Origin of the sequence: Enterobacter sp. WCHEn090032, assembly GCF_003986875.1 — a bacterium.
GTDB lineage: Bacteria > Pseudomonadota > Gammaproteobacteria > Enterobacterales > Enterobacteriaceae > Enterobacter > Enterobacter sichuanensis.
The window spans coordinates 105,524-123,989 of the sequence record NZ_RXRN01000005.1 but is presented as its reverse complement, the minus strand read 5'-3'; the positions used below and the strand labels follow the sequence as shown (position 1 = coordinate 123,989).

The window sequence follows — 18,466 nt, the reverse complement described above, 5'->3', positions numbered from 1 at the left end:
AACAAACGGCTCACGAATTATCGCTTACACCAATAACCTCATAAACCCCATGAGATTATCAGAAAAAAGCCGGCCGACCGGCCGGCTTTTCGATTACATCACCAGGCGGCGAATGTCGCTCAGCATGTTGTTGATGATGGTGATGAAACGCGCACCATCAGCACCGTCGATCACGCGGTGGTCGAAGGACAGAGAGATTGGCATCATCAGACGCGGCACGAACTCTTTGCCATTCCACACCGGCTCCATCGCGGACTTGGACACACCGAGGATCGCCACTTCCGGCGCGTTAACAATCGGTGCGAAGTGGGTCGTACCCAGGCCGCCGATGCTGGAGATAGTGAAGCAGCCGCCCTGCATTTCGCCGGCAGTCAGCTTACCATCACGCGCTTTTTTGGAGATGGTGGTCAGTTCACGGGACAGCTCAGTAATGCTCTTCTTGTTCACGTCTTTGAAGACCGGAACAACCAGACCATTTGGCGTATCAACCGCAACACCGATGTTGATGTATTTCTTCAGCGTCAGCTTCTGGCCGTCTTCGGACAGAGAGCTGTTGAAGCGTGGCATCTGCTCAAGGGCAGCGGCAACGGCTTTCATGATGAAGACCACTGGGGTGAATTTCACGTCCAGTTTACGCTTCTCAGCTTCCGCGTTCTGCTGTTTACGGAACGCTTCCAGATCGGTGATATCGGTTTTGTCGAAGTGCGTAACGTGCGGGATCATCACCCAGTTACGGCTCAGGTTCGCACCAGAGATTTTCTGGATACGGCCCAGTTCCACTTCTTCGATTTCGCCGAACTTGCTGAAGTCCACTTTCGGCCATGGCAGCATGCCCGGGATACCGCCGCCAGCGGCTGCAGCAGGTGCAGCTTCGGCGCGTTTCACCGCGTCTTTCACATAGGCCTGAACGTCTTCGCGCAGGATACGACCTTTACGGCCGGTCCCTTTCACTTTCGCCAGGTTCACACCGAACTCGCGCGCCAGGCGACGAATCAGCGGGGTCGCGTGGACGTAAGCATCATTTTCAGCGAACTCAGATTTTTCAGCTTTAGCAGCAGGGGCAGCGGCAGGTTTAGCAGCCTGAGCCGGTGCAGCGGCAGGTGCCGGAGCAGCCGCGGCAGCCGGAGCTGCGGCAGGCGCAGCGCCTTCTACTTCGAAGACCATGATCAGAGAGCCGGTAGACACTTTGTCGCCGGTGCTGATTTTAATCTCTTTAACGGTACCCGCGAACGGCGCAGGCACTTCCATAGACGCTTTGTCGCCTTCTACGGTGATCAGTGACTGTTCAGCGGCAACTTTGTCGCCCACTTTCACCATCACTTCGGTCACTTCAACTTCGTCACCGCCGATGTCCGGTACGTTAACGTCTTTCACGCCGCCGGCAGCAGCAGGTGCAGCGGCCGGAGCCGGAGCAGCTGCCTGAGCAGGCGCGGCGGCAGGTGCAGCACCCGCCACTTCGAAGATCATGATCAGGGAGCCGGTAGACACTTTGTCGCCGGTGTTGATCTTGATCTCTTTAACGGTACCCGCGAATGGCGCTGGCACTTCCATAGAGGCTTTGTCGCCTTCTACGGTGATCAGAGACTGCTCAGCCGCTACGGTATCGCCCACTTTCACCAGGATCTCAGTGACTTCAACTTCGTCACCGCCGATGTCAGGCACGTTCACTTCTTTTGCTGCTGCGGCAGCTGCTGGAGCAGCGGCGGCCGGAGCGGCTTTCTTCTCTTCCTGCGCAGGTGCAGCAGCTGCTGCACCGTCGGCGGAATCGAAAATCATGATCAGTTTGCCGGTCTCGGTTTTATCGCCAACAGAGACTTTGATCTCTTTAACGATGCCAGCCTGAGGAGACGGGACTTCCATAGAGGCTTTGTCGCCTTCTACGGTGATCAGCGACTGTTCAGCTTCAACTTTGTCGCCCACTTTGACCAGGATCTCGGTGATTTCAACTTCATCAGCCCCGATGTCCGGTACATTGATTTCGATAGCCATTATTCTTTTACCTCTTACGCCAGACGCGGGTTAACTTTTTCTGCATCGATGTTGAATTTGGTGATTGCGTCCGCAACCACTTTCTTATCGATTTCGCCACGTTTAGCCAGTTCGCCCAGTGCTGCTACAACCACGTAAGAAGCATCAACTTCGAAGTGGTGACGCAGGTTTTCGCGGCTGTCAGAACGACCGAAGCCGTCAGTACCCAGAACGCGATAATCATCAGCTGGAACGTAAGTACGAACCTGCTCAGCGAACAGTTTCATATAGTCAGTAGACGCCACCGCTGGCGCGTCGTTCATCACCTGGGCGATGTACGGAACGCGTGGAGTTTCCAGTGGGTGCAGCATGTTCCAGCGCTCACAATCCTGGCCATCACGCGCCAGTTCAGTGAAGGAGGTCACGCTGTACACGTCGGAACCTACACCGTAGTCCTTCGCCAGGATCTGTGCCGCTTCACGTACGTGACGCAGGATAGAACCGGAGCCCAGCAGCTGAACTTTACCTTTGCTACCTTCGAGGGTTTCGAGTTTGTAGATACCTTTACGGATACCTTCCTCGGCACCTGCTGGCATTGCCGGCATGTGGTAGTTTTCGTTCAGGGTGGTGATGTAGTAGTAAATGTTCTCTTGCGCTTCACCGTACATGCGATGCAGACCGTCATGCATGATGACTGCCACTTCGTACGCGTAAGCCGGGTCGTAAGAGATACAGTTAGGGATAGTCAGAGACTGAATGTGGCTGTGGCCATCTTCGTGCTGCAGACCTTCACCGTTCAGGGTCGTACGACCGGAAGTCCCACCGATCAGGAAGCCGCGAGCCTGCTGGTCGCCTGCCTGCCAGCACAGGTCACCGATACGCTGGAACCCGAACATGGAGTAGTAGATGTAGAACGGGATCATCGGCAGGTTGTTGGTGCTGTAAGAGGTCGCAGCAGCCAGCCAGGATGCGCCTGCACCCAGCTCGTTGATACCTTCCTGCAGGATCTGACCTTTCTCGTCTTCTTTGTAGTATGCAACCTGCTCACGGTCCTGCGGGGTGTACTGCTGGCCGTTCGGGCTGTAGATACCGATCTGACGGAACAGACCTTCCATACCGAAAGTACGCGCTTCGTCAGCGATGATTGGCACCAGACGATCTTTGATCGACTTGTTCTTCAGCATCACGTTCAGGGCACGAACGAAAGCGATAGTGGTAGAGATCTCTTTGTTCTGCTCTTCCAGCAGTTGAGAGAAGTCTTCCAGTGCTGGCAGTTCCAGCTTCTCGGTGAAGTTAGGCTGACGAGCTGGCAGATAGCCTTTCAGCGCCTGACGACGTTCGTGCAGGTACTTGTACTCTTCAGAACCTTCCGGGAAGGTGATGTAAGACAGGTTTTCTACCTGCTCATCGGTAACTGGAACGTTGAAACGGTCGCGGATATAGCGCACGCCGTCCATGTTCATTTTCTTAACCTGGTGAGCGATGTTTTTACCTTCTGCGGTATCACCCATGCCGTAACCTTTGATGGTGTGGGCCAGGATAACGGTCGCTTTACCTTTGGTTTCGCGCGCTTTTTTCAGTGCTGCGTAGATTTTCTTCGGATCGTGACCACCACGGTTCAGCGCCCAGATCTGCTCATCAGTCCAGTCTGCAACCAGTGCGGCGGTTTCAGGGTATTTGCCGAAGAAGTGCTCACGCACGTAGGCACCGTCTTTGGATTTGAAGGTCTGATAGTCACCGTCAACGGTTTCGTTCATCAGCTGGATCAGTTTACCGCTGGTATCTTTACGCAGCAGCTCGTCCCAACGGGAACCCCACATGACTTTGATCACGTTCCAGCCCGCACCCGCGAAGATGCCTTCCAGTTCGTTGATGATCTTGCCGTTACCGGTTACCGGACCATCCAGACGCTGCAGGTTACAGTTGATGATGAAGCACAGGTTGTCCAGCTTCTCACGGGTCGCGATGGTGATCGCACCTTTAGATTCTGGCTCATCCATCTCGCCGTCGCCCAGGAAGGCGTATACGGTCTGCTCAGAGGTGTCTTTCAGACCACGGTGTTCCAGGTACTTCAGGAATTTAGCCTGATAGATCGCACCGATTGGGCCCAGACCCATGGATACGGTCGGGAACTGCCAGAATTCAGGCATCAGTTTAGGGTGCGGGTAAGAAGACAGTCCTTTACCGTGAACTTCCTGACGGAAGTTGTTCATCTGCTCTTCAGTCAGACGACCTTCCAGGAATGCACGTGCATAGATGCCCGGAGAGATGTGGCCCTGGAAGTACACCAGATCGCCGCCGTCTTTCTCGTTCGCTGCACGGAAGAAGTGGTTGAAGCACACTTCGTAAACGGTCGCAGAGGACTGGAAGGATGCCATGTGGCCACCCAGTTCCAGGTCTTTCTTGGATGCGCGCAGAACGGTCATGATGGCGTTCCAGCGAATTGCAGAACGGATACGACGTTCCAGATCCAGATTGCCCGGGTATTCCGGTTCGTCTTCAACGGCAATCGTGTTTACGTAGTTGCTAGCCCCTGCACCTGAAGCAACCTTCACGCCGCCTTTGCGGGCTTCAGAAAGCAGCTGATCAATCAGATACTGAGCGCGCTCAACACCTTCTTCACGGATGACCGATTCGATCGCCTGTAGCCAGTCGCGAGTTTCGATCGGATCCACGTCATTTTGGAGACGTTCTGACATGGGGGTATTCCTTATCTATCTAATACGTTGATTTGTCTGGAACCTGTCCCATTGTGCTCTTGGGCAAGAACACAATAAGACAGGTTCTGCGTTTAGTTGCCGCGCTCTAAAAGTACCTGGCGCTTAATCCTTTCGTTGCTGTATGCGGCGTAATGAACGTTCGCGACGCGATTGTTCACGGCTGCGGTCCAGCAAGATTTCCTCAATGAAAGCCAGATGTCGGTGCGACGCTTCGCGCGCCTGCTCCGGTTCCCCGGCCATTATCGCCTCGAATACTCGGGTGCGATGGTTGCTTACCAGTGGGAGCATGTCCCGACGGGCATACAACAATTCAAAATTTTGACGAACGTTCTGGGCCAGCATCGGCTCCATGCAGCGTAGCAGATGGAGGAGCACCACATTGTGTGCCGCTTCGGTGACGGCGATTTGATACTGGACGACGGCGCTGGACTCGGCGTCTAAATCGCCGGACTGCTGTGCCCGTTCAATGGCCTGATGCAGCTCGCGGATACGCACGCGATCTTCATCAGTGCTGCGAAGGGCGGCGTAATAGGCCGCAATACCTTCAAGCGCGTGACGGGTCTCAAGCAGATCAAACTGGGATTCTGGGTGGTCAGAGAGAAGTTCTACCAGCGGATCGCTGAAGCTCTGCCACAGGCTATTTTGCACAAAAGTTCCGCCGCCCTGACGACGAAGCAGCAAGCCCTTAGCTTCGAGACGTTGAATCGCCTCACGCAGAGAGGGACGTGAAACGTCGAACTGTTTTGCCAGTTCGCGTTCTGGCGGAAGTTTCTCACCCGGGCGCAGAGTCCCTTCGAGGATTAAAAACTCCAGCTGCTGCTCAATCACATCAGATAGTTTTGGTTGGCGAATTTTGCTGTAGGCCATATTCCCTGTCTTACGCCTTTTTGCCCGGAGTCAATTGGTCTTACCAATTTCTATTTCGTATCGCTAAAGTAACAAAGTATTCACCTTCTGTCCATATTGGTTTTGATTGAAATCAGTAAACCCTGCACATTTTAACAACCTTACAGAAATAACGTTTCAGAAATGTAACTTTGCACAAATGAGTTGATTACCCCTAAAGAGGAAGTTTTAACCATAATGAAACGAGGGTTTTTGCAATCTGAAGCGATTCAACAAAGCAAATAATGAAATTTCGCCCACTTATGGCGAATTTCTATTCTATAGGTTGGGATAAGAAGAATGAGCGGAACGATTTACAAATGGTTTCTTTTTATTCAACTCGTCATCCGTGCGTCATAAAGCAGGTGCATTCGCAGGCACTTACCACTATTCTGGCGCTTACGGAAGAGTTCTCCGCTTTTTTCGGTCTTATTAACCGTAAAGAAATAAATACAGAAAATGGATATTCATAATTACACACGCTCAGCGTGAACATAACAACCACACACGAGGTTTCAAATGGAAGCTCAACAGCACGGCGATCAGCTAAAGCGCGGGCTTAAAAACCGCCATATTCAGCTCATCGCACTGGGCGGTGCTATCGGAACCGGCCTGTTTCTGGGTAGCGCATCCGTTATCCAGTCAGCCGGTCCAGGCATTATTCTGGGGTACGCCATCGCAGGCTTTATCGCCTTTCTGATTATGCGTCAGTTGGGTGAAATGGTCGTTGAAGAGCCAGTGGCGGGCTCGTTCAGCCATTTTGCATACAAGTACTGGGGCAGTTTCGCCGGTTTCGCCTCTGGCTGGAACTACTGGGTACTGTACGTGCTGGTTGCGATGGCCGAGCTTACCGCCGTCGGGAAATACATTCAGTTCTGGTACCCCGAGATCCCAACCTGGGCCTCCGCGGCGGCCTTCTTCGTCATTATCAATGCCATTAACCTGACCAACGTAAAAGTGTTCGGTGAAATGGAATTCTGGTTTGCGATTATTAAAGTGATTGCCGTGGTGGCGATGATCATCTTTGGCGGCTGGCTGCTGTTCAGCGGCAACGGTGGCCCACAGGCAACCGTTCGCAACCTCTGGGAACAGGGCGGCTTCCTGCCTCACGGCATGACGGGGCTGGTGATGATGATGGCGATCATCATGTTCTCCTTTGGTGGTCTGGAGCTGGTGGGGATCACCGCCGCTGAAGCAGACAATCCGGAGCAGAGCATTCCCAAAGCCACTAACCAGGTTATCTACCGTATTCTGATCTTCTATGTGGGTTCGCTGGCCGTACTGCTCTCCCTGCTGCCGTGGACGCGCGTCACTGCTGACACCAGCCCGTTTGTGCTGATCTTCCACGAGCTGGGCGATACCGTTGTAGCGAATGCGCTTAACATCGTTGTACTGACGGCGGCGCTCTCCGTTTACAACAGCTGCGTCTATTGCAACAGCCGTATGCTGTTCGGCCTGGCGCAACAGGGTAACGCGCCGAAAGCGCTGCTCAACGTCGATAAACGCGGCGTGCCGGTAAACACCATTATCGTGTCAGCCATCGTGACCGCGCTGTGCGTACTCATCAACTACATGGCGCCTGAATCGGCGTTTGGTCTGCTGATGGCGCTGGTGGTCTCTGCCCTGGTCATCAACTGGGCGATGATCAGCCTGGCGCACATCAAGTTCCGCCGTGCGAAACAGCAGCAGGGCGTCACCACGCGTTTCCCTGCCCTGTTCTACCCGCTGGGTAACTGGGTTTGCCTGTTGTTTATGGCGGCCGTGCTGGTCATCATGCTGATCACACCGGGTATGGCGATTTCCGTCTACCTGATCCCGGTCTGGATTGCCGTGCTCGGCGTCGGCTATCTGTTCAGCCAGAAAAGCCGTAAAGCCATGAAGGCCCACTAAGCCTCCTTCTGCGGTACCTGCTTTTGCGGGTACCGCAGGTTGTTACCTCCCTCACACTTTCACCTCCACAGCGCTTTTATCCATATCACCGCCCTGATACTGCAACGCATATATTCCTTCGCCAGCAAATAATTCTCTCCATACCGCAAACCGGAGAGCAGTCTATGGATAACGCTAAACTGTCAGTAAAAGAAAAGATCGGCTACGGGATGGGCGATGCAGGTTGCAACATCATCTTTGGCGCCATCATGCTGTTTGTTAACTATTTTTATACCGATATTTTTGGTCTGGCGCCGGCACTGGTGGGCGTACTGCTGCTCTCCGTGCGCGTTATTGATGCCGTCACCGACCCGATTATGGGCGCGATTGCCGACCGTACCCGCAGCAAATACGGTCGGTTTCGTCCATGGCTGCTGTGGATTGCCTTCCCCTACGCACTGTTCAGCATCCTGATGTTCACCACGCCAGAGTGGAGCTATAACAGCAAAGTTATCTATGCGTTTGTCACCTACTTCCTGCTCTCTTTGACCTATACGGCAATCAATATTCCCTACTGCTCGCTGGGCGGGGTGATTACCAACGACCCTAAAGAGCGCGTCGCCTGCCAGTCATATCGCTTCGTGCTGGTCGGTATCGCCACGCTGCTGCTGTCCCTGACGCTACTGCCGATGGCGGACTGGTTCGGAGGAGAGGACAAAGCCAAAGGCTACCAGATGGCAATGACCGTGCTGGCGTTGATTGGAACCTGTATGTTCCTGTTCTGCTTCGCCACCGTGCGCGAGCGTGTCCGCCCGGCAGTCCAGACCAATGACCAGCTGAAAAACGACCTGAAAGACGTGTGGAAGAACGACCAGTGGGTGCGCATTCTGCTCCTGACCCTGTGCAACGTCTGCCCCGGCTTTATTCGCATGGCGGCTACCATGTATTACGTGACCTGGGTGATGGGCCAGAGTACCCACTTTGCCACCCTGTTTATCAGTCTGGGCGTGGTGGGCATGATGCTCGGCAGCATGCTGGCGAAAGTGCTGACCGACCGCTGGTGTAAGCTGAAGGTCTTCTTCTGGACCAATATCGTGCTGGCGATTTTCTCAACGGCCTTTTACTTCTTCGACCCAAAAGCCACCCTTACCATTGTGGTGCTCTACGTCCTGCTGAATATCCTGCACCAGATCCCGTCTCCGCTGCACTGGTCGCTGATGGCCGACGTCGATGACTACGGCGAGTGGAAAACCGGGAAACGCATCACCGGGATCAGCTTCTCCGGCAACATCTTCTTCCTGAAGCTGGGGCTGGCGATTGCCGGGGCAATGGTCGGCTTCCTGCTCTCCTGGTACGGCTACGATGCCGGGGCGAAAGCGCAAAGCGCGGATGCGATTAACGGTATTGTCCTGCTGTTTACCGTCATTCCGGGCATCGGGTATCTCATTACCGCAGGCGTGGTGCGTCTGCTGAAGGTTGACCGTGAAACGATGAAGCGGATCCAGGAGGACCTGGAGAAGCGTCGCAACAACTATCGCGAGCTGAACGAGTATCAGGAACTCAGCATCGCTGAGACAAAATAAGGAAAGTCGCATGCAAACCTGGCCAAACCCGTTTATTGAACAACGCGCCGATCCGTATATTTTGCACCACGAGGGGCAATACTATTTTATCGCCTCCGTGCCGCAGTACGACAGGCTGGCGATCCGTCGCGCGGACTCGCTGGAAGGGCTACGCGACGCTGAAGAGGTGACGGTCTGGCGAAAACCCGAGACCGGCCCGATGAGTCAACTCATCTGGGCCCCGGAACTGCACCACATCGACGGCAAGTGGTACATCTATTTTGCCGCGGCGCACACGCAGGCGCTCGATGCGCTCGGGATGTTCCAGCACCGCATGTTTGCCATTGAATGTGCCGACCGCGATCCGCTTACCGGCAGGTGGGTGGAAAAAGGGCAAATCAAAACCCCGTTCGATACCTTCGCCCTGGACGCAACCACCTTTGTTCATCAGGGTAAGCGCTGGTATCTGTGGGCGCAAAAAGCGCCGGATATCAACGGAAACTCCAACCTCTACCTGTGCGAAATGGCGAACCCGTGGACGCTGAAAGGCGAGCCAGTGATGCTCAGCAAGCCGGAATATGACTGGGAATGCCGTGGGTTCCGGGTCAACGAAGGCCCGGCGGTACTGGTTCACGACGATAAGCTGTTTATCAGCTATTCCGCCAGCGCCACCGATGAAAACTACTGCATGGGTCTGGTGTGGATAGACCGCAACGCCGATCCGCAAAACCCGGCGAACTGGCACAAATCTCCGCGCCCGGTATTCGCCACCAGCTATGAAAACCGCCAGTACGGGCCGGGCCATAACAGCTTCACGAAGACCCCAGACGGGGAACATGTGCTGGTGTATCACGCCAGAAACTACACCGAAATAGAAGGCGATCCGCTATACGATCCCAACCGCCACACCCGCCTGAAGCGCGTTCGCTGGAACGAAAACGGGATGCCTGATTTCGGCATCCCGCCTGCGGATACGCTTTAATCGTTACGGCGCGCTGGCTTACACCAGCGTGCCGTAAATCGTCAGCAGCGCCACCACAACCACCACCACAAACGAGGTCTTCTTCGCCATTGAGACGGCGGCTTTCGGCGTTTCAATTTTGTCGGTATGCGGCTCGCGCGCCAGGGAGAACTGCGCCAGACGTGTTAACACCTGGTACTGTGAGGTATGGCGGTCGGCAAGAGAAGCGAACCATGCGGGCAGCGCTTTTTCGCCGTGGCCAATTAACGCATACACCACGCCCACCAGACGCACCGGGAGCCAGTCGAGCACATGCAGGATGGCATCAATCCCGGACAGCAAACGTTCATGCGGCGTCAGGTAACGGGCAAGCCAGGTCTGCCAGGCGCGAAGAAAAGCATACCCCATCAGCAGGACCGGTCCCCACGGCCCGCCCACCACAAACCAGAACAGCGGCGCCAGGTAGTAGCGGAAGTTAATCCACAGCAGCGCGTTTTGCAGCTCGCGCAGGAATTCGCGTTCATCGCAATCCGGCGGCACGCCGTGGATCAGCGTCAGTTCGCTCGCCATGGCACCGCGCGCGTGGGCATCATCACGCGACGCGGCTTTAAGATAAGCGTGGTAGTGCAAACGCACCTTCCCTGCGCCAATGCACAGGACACCGAGCAGGATCCACACCACCAGCAGCGGCACGTTGAAAAACAGTCCGTACAGCGAGCGCAGCAGCAGGAAGGTAATGACCATCACCCCGGCCATCATCAGCAGCGTACGCAGCATAGAAAAGTGCTTAATCCGGCGGAAAAGCACCTCCAGCCGGTGGTCCAGATGCCAGTGCTCGCCGAGTTTAAACAGGCGTTCAGCGATGATAACCAGCAGCATGGTAAACAACGTCATGGTATCTCCTTATTCTGACGACGCGTTGAGCATGGCGCGAAACCGGGGCCAGTCAAAGGCCGGTCCAGGATCGGTTTTTCGCGTCGGGGCAATATCACTGTGTCCCGTAATATTGTCGGCGATGGCCGGATAGCGCCCGATAAGCACGCGGGTCACGGCCACTAACTGTTGATACTGTGAATCGGTATAGGGCGTGGTATCCGTGCCTTCCAGTTCGATGCCGATGGAGAAATCGTTGCAGCGTTCGCGCCCATGATACAACGACACCCCGGCATGCCAGGCGCGCTTATCAAAAGGAACGTACTGAACCACTTCACCATCACGGCGAATCAGGCAGTGAGCCGACACGCGCAGATGCGCAATCTCAGCGAAGAAAGGATGCGCATCGGGATCTATCGTTCCCGTGAATAACGCGTCAATCCACGGACCGCCAAATTCACCCGGCGGGAGACTAATATTATGAATAACCAGCAGTGTGGGCTTTTCATCCTCCGGGCGGCAGTCGTGGTGCGGCGAGGGCACATGCCGCGCATCCACCAGCCATCCGTTTTCTAACAACATGCTGGAACTCCTTATGTATGGTGCTGTTACTCGGTTCAGAGTAGCATGTTTCAATATTATGATTCGTTACCAATTTGGAGTTTTATCATGCCGCCTCGCCGCTACAACCCCGACCACCGACGTGAAGCGCTTCTGGAACGTATTAATATGGATATTCCGGCAAGCGTCGCCCATGCCCTGAAAGAAGACCTGGGCGGCGACGTGAATGCCGAAAAGGATATTACCGCACAATTGTTGCCAAAAGAGACACGCTCTCACGCGGTGATTATCACCCGTGAAGAGGGCGTTTTTTGTGGCAAGCGCTGGGTTGAAGAGGTCTTTACCCAGCTGGCGGGCGATGATGTGCAGATCGTCTGGCATGTTGAAGACGGCGATGCGATCGCCGCAAACCAGCCGCTGTTTGAACTCGACGGCCCGTCCCGCGTGCTGCTGACCGGCGAACGTACCGCCCTTAACTTCGTCCAGACGTTGTCCGGTGTGGCAAGTGAAGTCCGTCGCTACGTTAACCTGCTGGCTGGCACCCGTACCCAGCTGCTGGACACTCGCAAAACGCTGCCGGGCCTGCGTACGGCGCTGAAATACGCGGTACTCTGCGGCGGTGGCGCAAACCATCGTCTGGGATTATCTGACGCCTTCCTGATTAAAGAGAACCACATTATTGCCTCTGGCTCCGTGCGTCAGGCGGTGGAGAAAGCCTTCTGGCTGCACCCGGACGTGCCCGTTGAAGTGGAGGTCGAAAACCTGGAGGAGCTCGACCAGGCAATTAAGGCCGGGGCTGATATCATCATGCTCGATAACTTCGAAACAGAGCAGATGCGCGAAGCCGTCAAGCTCACCAACGGCCAGGCACAGCTTGAAGTGTCCGGGAACGTCACCTTCGACACGATCCGTGAGTTCGCCGAGACGGGCGTGGATTACATCTCCGTCGGGGCTCTGACCAAACACGTTCGTGCTCTCGACCTTTCCATGCGTTTCAAATAATGATGGCTCCCCTCTCCACCTGGAGAGGGGAATGCCTGCCCCGCTCGCAATTCCGTTGTACTTCTCTGCAACGCAGAATGAATTCTCTGAAGCCCCTTTCCCGTTCCCTTTTTTGCCCCTCGTTTCTGCCCTTTCGCGCTGACAAAGTAGCGCCACTTAACCTAAGGAGCAGATATGGACAAACAACACGGATTCACGCTCATTGAGTTGATGGTGGTCATTGGCATTATTGCGATTCTGAGCGCCATCGGCGTCCCCGCCTATCAGAACTACCTGCGCAAAGCGGCGCTGACCGATATGTTGCAAACCTTCGTCCCCTACCGCACCGCCATTGAGCTGTGCGCACTGGATCATGGCGGCGTGACAGGCTGTGACGGCGGCAGCAACGGCATCCCTTCCCCGACGACAACGCGTTATATCTCGGGCATGAGCGTAACGCAGGGCGTCGTGTCATTAACGGGCCAGGAGAGCCTGACCGGGCTGGAGGTGGTGATGACGCCCCAGTGGAGCAGCGGCAACGGTATGACGGGCTGGAAACGCAGCTGCAATATCAGTAACGACAGCGAGCTCAAACAGGCCTGCGAAGACGTTTTCCGCTTCGACAATAACTGAGGAGCGGCTAATGAAAACCGATCAACTCGTGGCACTTTGTCTGCGCCATCATGCTCTGCTGCTCACCAGCGACAGTGACAGGGTAAGCATCGCCGTCGTGGGAACCCCCGCCAGTGAACTGATGGAAGCCCTGCGCTTCGCGACCCAGAAACGGGTTGATATCGAGTGCTGGAGCGCAGAACGCATGGAAAAACACAGGCAGCTCATGTCGCAATCGCATCTGCCCGTCGTTTCGCAAACACACTCAACGGTCGATATCCTCAACCACACGCTGCAGCAGGCAATAAACCAGCGCGCATCCGACATTCATATCGAACCGGGAGAGCATGCCTGTCAGATCCGTTTACGTATCGATGGGGTGCTTTACCCGCAACCTCCGCTTTCCGCCTCGCTGGCCAGCCAGTTCAGCGCACGTTTAAAAGTGCTGGGTAATCTGGATATTGCAGAGCGCCGCTTACCGCAGGACGGTCAGTTCACGATTGAGCTGGCAAACGAGCCGGTCTCATTTCGGATTGCCACGCTTCCCTGCAGCGGTGGCGAGAAAATTGTACTGCGTCTTCTGCATCAGGTTCAGCAGGCGCTGGAACCGAAAGCGCTCGGCATGAGCGCTGAACAACTGGCCCGTTTTAATGGGGTACTCCACCAGCCGCAGGGGTTGATTCTGGTCACCGGCCCCACCGGCAGCGGCAAAACCGTGACGCTCTACAGCGTGTTGCAGGCGCGTAACACCCCGGAGGTCAACATCTGTAGCGTGGAGGATCCCATTGAGATCCCGCTGGCGGGGTTAAACCAGACACAGATAAATCCCCGGGCGGGTTTAACCTTTCAGAGCGTGCTCAGGGCGCTGCTGCGTCAGGATCCCGACATCATTATGGTTGGTGAAATTCGTGACGGTGAAACGGCCGGGATTGCCATTAACGCCGCGCAGACCGGACACCTGGTGCTGTCGACACTGCACACGAACTCAACAACGGAAGCCCTGACGCGTCTGGAGCAGATGGGCGTGGCGCGCTGGATGATATCTTCCGCACTCTCGATGGTAATTGCCCAGCGTCTGGTCCGGCGTCTGTGTCCCCACTGTCGTCGGGAAGCCAGCGAACATGCAGATTTACCTCGCACAGAGTGGCCCAGACCGCTTCCCCGCTGGCAGCCCACCGGCTGCGATCGCTGTTATCACGGTTTTTATGGCCGGGTGGCCATTTTTGAAGTGCTCACGATCGACAATGACCTGCGACAGGCCATTGCCCGCGGAGCGGGAACAGAAGTGATCGAGGCGAGCGCCCGGCAGACGGGAATGGTTTCTCTTTTTGAGCACGGCTGCATGGCTGTTGAAGAAGGGTTGACCACGATTGAAGAGTTGATTCGCGTCCTGGGCATGCCCGATGCCTGCTAACCGGCTCTGGCGCTGGCGAGCGCTCACCCAGCAAGGAGAACCCCGAAGCGGGACGCTCTGGGCTACAGACCGCAATGCGGCCTACAGCAGGTTGATGCGTCACGATCTTCATCCTCTGACGCTGACCCGCTGCGCGCAGCGACACCGCTGGCGGCCACATCACTGCTATGAGATGTTTCGCCAGCTCGCCACGCTGCTGCAGGCTGGGCTGACGTTGTCCCACAGCCTGCAAATGCTGGCAGACCAGCATCCGTCAAAACCCTGGCAGGCGCTGCTGCAAAGTCTTGCTGATGAACTCAGTGAAGGATGCCCCTTTTCTGAGTCACTCAAAAAGTGGCCTGCGGTTTTTAGCCCACTGCATGTCTCGATGGTAAAGGTCGGAGAGCTAACCGGGAAGCTGGAGGCGTGCTGTCGTCAGCTCGCACAGCAACAAAAAGCGCAGCAGCAACTCAGTGCGAAAGTGAAAAAGGCGCTGCGCTACCCGGCGATCGTTCTGACGCTAGCCGCCCTCGTCGTGCTGGCGATGGTCACCCTGGTCTTGCCCGAGTTCGCCGCGATCTACAAAACGTTTAACACTCCGCTCCCGTGGCTGACACAAAAGGTCATGGCAATGGCAGCATTTATGCAGTCCTACGCCCTCGTGTTGTTTGCCGTGATACTGGCAACCGTCGCTGGCGCGTGGGCTCTGCGGCAGAATCCTCGCTGGCAGCGCATTCTGATGCATATGCCAGTGATGGGGTCGCTGGCACAGGGCCAAAAGCTGGGACACATTTTTACCGTTCTGTCGCTCACGCAGCAGGCGGGGATTGCCTTTTTGCAGGGGCTGGAGAGCGCAGAGGAGACCGTTGATAGTCGGTACTGGCAGGGAATACTCCACACGATTCGGGAGGACGTTGAAAAAGGTTTCCCCGTCTGGTCATCCTTTCAGAGAGCGGCCATGTTTACCCCGCTGTGTATCCAGCTTTTACGAACCGGTGAAATGTCTGGAGCACTGGACAGCATGCTGGCAAATCTGGCCCGCCATCACACGGAACAGACCTTGCAACGGGCCGATAATCTGGCGGCGCTTCTGGAGCCATTGCTTCTGATTGTAACGGGGGTCATCATCGGCACGCTGGTGGTCGCCATGTACCTGCCGATTTTCCATCTGGGGGATGCGATGAGTGCGGGATAGTGCTGACGTGCTGGCGCACGGAGATGCGCCAGCGAAAACTCTTACAGGCTGTTGAAAACGCGGTTTTCCTGTTCCTGAACGCGAATAAACGTCGTGCGTTTCGTCAGCTCTTTCAGGCGGGATGCCCCCACGTAGGTGCAGGCGGAACGCAGGCCACCGAGGATATCACGTGCGGTATTTTCAACCGGGCCGCGCAGGGGCAGCTTCACGGTTTTGCCTTCTGCCGCGCGGTATTTTGCCACGCCACCAACGTGACGGGTCATTGCAGACTCAGAGCTCATTCCATAGAACAGCATAAATTTCTCGCCGTTCTCTTCAACCACGGTACCACCGCTCTCTTCGTGACCGGCCAGCATGCCGCCGAGCATCACGAAGTCCGCGCCGCCGCCGAAGGCCTTGGCGACATCACCCGGCATGGTGCACCCGCCGTCGCTGATGATCTGGCCGCCCAGCCCGTGCGCCGCATCGGCACATTCAATAACCGCGGAGAGCTGAGGATAACCGACGCCGGTCTTAACGCGCGTGGTGCACACGGAGCCCGGCCCAATGCCCACTTTCACGATATCTGCACCGGAGAGGATCAGTTCTTCACACATTTCGCCGGTCACCACGTTGCCCGCGATGATGGTTTTCGTCGGCCAGGCTTCACGCGCCTTGCTGACGAACTGCACGAAGTGCTCGGAGTAACCATTCGCCACATCAATACAAACGAAGCTGAGTGCCGGGTTCGCATTCAGGATCTGTTTGGTCTTTTCGAAATCGGCATCCGAGGTCCCGGTGGAGACCATCACATGCTTCACCACATCAGCAGACGCGGACGCAACAAATGCATTCCACTCTTCAGGGCTGTAATGTTTGTGTACGGCAGTCAGAATGTCGAACTGTGCCAGGGCGGTTGCCATCTCAAAGGTTCCCACAGTATCCATGTTGGCAGCGATGATCGGCACGCCAGACCAGGTCTGACCGGAATGTTTAAAGGTGAACTGACGTTCGAGTTCAACGTCTGAGCGACTTTTCAGTGTAGAGCGTTTAGGGCGGATGAGAACGTCTTTGAAACCTAACTTCAGATCTTCTTCGATACGCATGTGCGGATTCCTGGGGTTAGAGGCAAATATGTTAAAAGCACAACTCCAGTGACGTTATCATACGCACTAATACCTGCTCCGCAAGACTGCGAAATTCTCTTTTTTTACGCTACAATCCTATAAATTTACCTGGTAAAAAGCCGGTAAACAGGGCTAAACAGTTGCTGGCGCACCTTAGAGTTTTAATCAACTGATTTTAATAATGAATAATTCCCAGGATTTGATTTAATGGGGTATATCGTTGCATTAACCGGCGGCATCGGTAGTGGTAAAAGTACCGTTGCGGACGCGTTCTCTCGTCTGGGTATCACGATTATTGATGCCGATATCATTGCCCGTCAGGTGGTAGAACCTGGTACACCCGCGCTAAAGGCTATCGAACACCACTTTGGTCAGAGCATCCTCACTGCGGATGGCACGCTTAATCGCCGCCAGCTTCGTGAGCGCATTTTTGCTGATGCGTCGGAAAAGCGCTGGCTTAATGCCCTGCTCCACCCCATTATCCACCAGGAAACCCAGCGTCAGATTGCTGCGGCCAACTCACCCTACGTAGTGTGGGTCGTTCCACTGCTGGTGGAAAATCAGCTGCAGAAGAGAGCCGATCGGGTGCTGGTGGTTGATGTCTCTCCCGAAACGCAGATCCAGCGAACCATGACGCGTGACCACGTCTCACGTGAGCATGCTGAACAAATTCTTGCCGCCCAGGCCACGCGCGCTCAGCGCCTTGCCGTTGCGGATGATGTCATTAATAATAACGGCGCACCAGATGCCATTGCATCGGATGTTGCCCGTCTGCACGCGCAGTATCTGACGTTCGCCGCGCAGGCCGTTGCACAGGAAAAACCATAATGTCGACACACATCCTTTTTGAGCATCCGCTCAACGAAAAAATGCGTACCTGGCTGCGCATCGAATTCCTCATTCAACAGCTTTCACAACATTTGCCTGTTAACGATCATGCCACGGCGCTGCACTTCTTCCGCAATGTGGGCGATCTGCTGGATGTGATTGAGCGCGGCGATGTCCGCACAGAGTTGCTCAAAGAGCTGGAGCGTCAGCAGCGTAAATTGCAGGCATGGGCTGAAGTTCCGGGAGTGGATGTAAGCCGTATCGATTCACTTCGTCAGCAGCTTAAAACCAGTAGCAGCAATCTGATGGCCGCGCCGCGCGTCGGTCAGTTTTTGCGTGAAGATCGTCTGATCGGTCTGGTGCGCCAGCGCCTGAGCATCCCTGGCGGTTGCTGTAGCTTCGATCTGCCGACGCTTCACATGTGGCTACATATGCCGCAAGCGCAGCGTGACGTGCAGGTAAACAGCTGGCTGAAAAGCCTGGAGCCCCTGCAACAGACGCTGTCGCTGATCCTCGATCTGATCCGTAACTCAGCGCCGTTCCGCAAACAAACCAGCCTGAATGGTTTCTACCAGGATAACGGCGATGATGCCGATCTTTTGCGCCTGAATGTATCGCTTGGCGAACAGCTTTACCCACAGATTTCCGGGCATAAGAGCCGTTTTGCAATTCGCTTTATGCCGCTGGACAGTGAGAATGGCACCGTGCCGGAACGTCTCGATTTTGAACTGGCCTGTTGTTAAGGAGTGCCGATGTCTGATATCACCACCGTTAACTGCCCAACCTGTGGCAAAACCGTTGTCTGGGGCGAAGTGAGCCCGTTCCGCCCATTCTGCTGCAAACGCTGTCAGCTCATTGATCTGGGCGAATGGGCGGCGGAAGAGAAACGTATTCCAAGCGAAGGCGATCTCTCGGACAGCGATGACTGGAGTGAGAACCAGCAGTAGTCTGT

Annotated in this window: 16 protein-coding genes; 10 read left to right on the top strand and 6 right to left on the bottom strand. The window is 55.4% G+C overall.

Annotation, left to right across the window (positions count from 1 at the left end; genetic code table 11):
• Positions 1–93: 93 nt before the first annotated feature.
• The 3 genes from aceF to pdhR form a co-directional block, all read right to left on the bottom strand.
• A complete protein-coding gene (gene aceF, locus EKN83_RS06020) occupies positions 94–1,989 on the bottom strand; it encodes a pyruvate dehydrogenase complex dihydrolipoyllysine-residue acetyltransferase (RefSeq protein ID WP_025756776.1) in 1,896 nt (631 codons plus the stop codon).
• A 14-nt stretch (positions 1,990–2,003) separates the two neighbouring features.
• The gene (gene aceE, locus EKN83_RS06015) at positions 2,004–4,667 is read right to left on the bottom strand and encodes a pyruvate dehydrogenase (acetyl-transferring), homodimeric type (RefSeq protein ID WP_025756775.1); all 2,664 of its coding nucleotides are present in this window, start codon (positions 4,665–4,667) and stop codon (positions 2,004–2,006) included.
• Positions 4,668–4,790: 123 nt separating this feature from the next.
• Positions 4,791–5,555, bottom strand: coding sequence for a pyruvate dehydrogenase complex transcriptional repressor PdhR (gene pdhR, locus EKN83_RS06010; protein WP_008501960.1), 765 nt, complete (start codon positions 5,553–5,555; stop codon positions 4,791–4,793).
• A 537-nt stretch (positions 5,556–6,092) separates the two neighbouring features.
• On the opposite strand from pdhR, the gene aroP reads away from it, so the two are divergent.
• From aroP to EKN83_RS05990, 3 genes are all read left to right on the top strand, one after another.
• Positions 6,093–7,463, top strand: coding sequence for an aromatic amino acid transporter AroP (gene aroP / locus EKN83_RS06000; protein ID WP_045284782.1), 1,371 nt, complete (start codon positions 6,093–6,095; stop codon positions 7,461–7,463).
• A gap of 164 nt (positions 7,464–7,627) precedes the next feature.
• Positions 7,628–9,025, top strand: a complete 1,398-nt coding sequence (locus EKN83_RS05995; RefSeq protein ID WP_095449645.1) for a glycoside-pentoside-hexuronide (GPH):cation symporter — start codon at positions 7,628–7,630, stop codon at positions 9,023–9,025.
• Between the two features lie 10 nt (positions 9,026–9,035).
• The gene (locus EKN83_RS05990; protein WP_126800505.1) at positions 9,036–9,986 is read left to right on the top strand and encodes a family 43 glycosylhydrolase; all 951 of its coding nucleotides are present in this window, start codon (positions 9,036–9,038) and stop codon (positions 9,984–9,986) included.
• An 18-nt stretch (positions 9,987–10,004) separates the two neighbouring features.
• Here EKN83_RS05990 and ampE read toward each other — a convergent pair whose 3' ends face one another.
• Positions 10,005–10,859, bottom strand: a complete 855-nt coding sequence (gene ampE / locus EKN83_RS05985; RefSeq protein WP_045284785.1) for a beta-lactamase regulator AmpE — start codon at positions 10,857–10,859, stop codon at positions 10,005–10,007.
• A 9-nt stretch (positions 10,860–10,868) separates the two neighbouring features.
• Positions 10,869–11,420, bottom strand: a complete 552-nt coding sequence (gene ampD, locus EKN83_RS05980; RefSeq protein WP_095449644.1) for a 1,6-anhydro-N-acetylmuramyl-L-alanine amidase AmpD — start codon at positions 11,418–11,420, stop codon at positions 10,869–10,871.
• Positions 11,421–11,507: 87 nt separating this feature from the next.
• Between ampD and nadC the strand changes: the two genes are divergently transcribed.
• The 4 genes from nadC (at position 11,508) to hofC (ending at position 15,580) form a co-directional block, all read left to right on the top strand.
• On the top strand, positions 11,508–12,401 hold the full coding sequence (gene nadC / locus EKN83_RS05975; protein ID WP_045284787.1) for a carboxylating nicotinate-nucleotide diphosphorylase: 894 nt from the start codon (positions 11,508–11,510) through the stop codon (positions 12,399–12,401).
• Between the two features lie 174 nt (positions 12,402–12,575).
• Positions 12,576–13,013, top strand: coding sequence for a prepilin peptidase-dependent pilin (ppdD, locus tag EKN83_RS05970; protein ID WP_025756768.1), 438 nt, complete (start codon positions 12,576–12,578; stop codon positions 13,011–13,013).
• Positions 13,014–13,023: 10 nt separating this feature from the next.
• Positions 13,024–14,406: a type II secretion system protein GspE gene (gspE, locus tag EKN83_RS05965; RefSeq protein ID WP_126800504.1), complete on the top strand. Its 1,383-nt coding sequence runs from the start codon at positions 13,024–13,026 to the stop codon at positions 14,404–14,406.
• Entirely contained in the window at positions 14,396–15,580 is a 1,185-nt protein-coding gene (hofC, locus tag EKN83_RS05960) for a protein transport protein HofC (protein WP_126800503.1), read from the top strand. The genes gspE and hofC overlap by 11 nt, the downstream gene beginning before the upstream one ends.
• Before the next feature lie 41 nt (positions 15,581–15,621).
• On the opposite strand, the gene EKN83_RS05955 is transcribed toward hofC, so the two are convergent.
• A complete protein-coding gene (locus tag EKN83_RS05955) occupies positions 15,622–16,665 on the bottom strand; it encodes a GMP reductase (RefSeq protein WP_025756765.1) in 1,044 nt (347 codons plus the stop codon).
• Between the two features lie 228 nt (positions 16,666–16,893).
• Between EKN83_RS05955 and coaE the strand changes: the two genes are divergently transcribed.
• The 3 genes from coaE to yacG are packed head-to-tail and all read left to right on the top strand — an operon-like array spanning position 16,894 to position 18,461.
• On the top strand, positions 16,894–17,514 hold the full coding sequence (gene coaE / locus EKN83_RS05950; protein ID WP_126800502.1) for a dephospho-CoA kinase: 621 nt from the start codon (positions 16,894–16,896) through the stop codon (positions 17,512–17,514).
• On the top strand, positions 17,514–18,257 hold the full coding sequence (gene zapD / locus EKN83_RS05945) for a cell division protein ZapD (protein ID WP_126800501.1): 744 nt from the start codon (positions 17,514–17,516) through the stop codon (positions 18,255–18,257). The genes coaE and zapD overlap by 1 nt, the downstream gene beginning before the upstream one ends.
• Before the next feature lie 9 nt (positions 18,258–18,266).
• Positions 18,267–18,461, top strand: coding sequence for a DNA gyrase inhibitor YacG (gene yacG, locus EKN83_RS05940; protein WP_025756762.1), 195 nt, complete (start codon positions 18,267–18,269; stop codon positions 18,459–18,461).
• Positions 18,462–18,466: the final 5 nt, after the last annotated feature.